Origin of the sequence: Streptomyces sp. DH12 (genome assembly GCF_020873895.1) — a bacterium.
Classification (GTDB): Bacteria; Actinomycetota; Actinomycetes; order Streptomycetales; family Streptomycetaceae; genus Streptomyces.
In genome coordinates this window covers 1-480 of sequence record NZ_JAHWGT010000827.1, presented here as the reverse complement: position 1 = coordinate 480, position 480 = coordinate 1, and the positions used below count along the sequence as shown (strand labels likewise).

The window sequence follows — 480 nt, the reverse complement described above, 5'->3', positions numbered from 1 at the left end:
GGCACGTACCCGTCGCTCATCAGGTAGCAGGGGCGCTGCCAGCCGAACAGGGAGTAGTTGGGGATCGCCCAGGCGGTGCAGGGGAAGTCCACCTTGCCCTCGAGGAAGTCGAGGAACAGCGGCGAGTGGTTCAGCCGCCAGCGGCGCCGGTTGCAGCACTCGAAGGCCTTCCTGAACAGCTCCCGGGTCTGCTCCACACCCAGGAAGTGCTCCTGGTCGGGCGCCTTCTCGTAGGCGTAGGCGGGCGAGATCATCATCTCGTCGACCTTGAGGTCGTCGTTGAGGTAGTTGAGCACCTCGACGACGGTCTGCGGGGTGTCGGTGTTGAAGAACGTCGAGTTGGTGGTGACCCGGAAGCCGCGCCGCTTGGCCTCCTTGATGGCCGCCACGGCCTCGTCGAACACGCCCTCCTTGGCGACGGACTCGTCGTGCCGCTCCCGCAGCCCGTCGATGTGCACCGCGAACGCGAAGTAGGGCGAC

Annotated in this window: 1 protein-coding gene; it reads right to left on the bottom strand. The window is 66.2% G+C overall.

What is annotated here, in order from left to right; genetic code table 11:
* The coding region (gene hpnH / locus LPA54_RS37290; protein WP_228984885.1) for an adenosyl-hopene transferase HpnH at window positions 1–480 on the bottom strand (480 nt) is incomplete at both ends.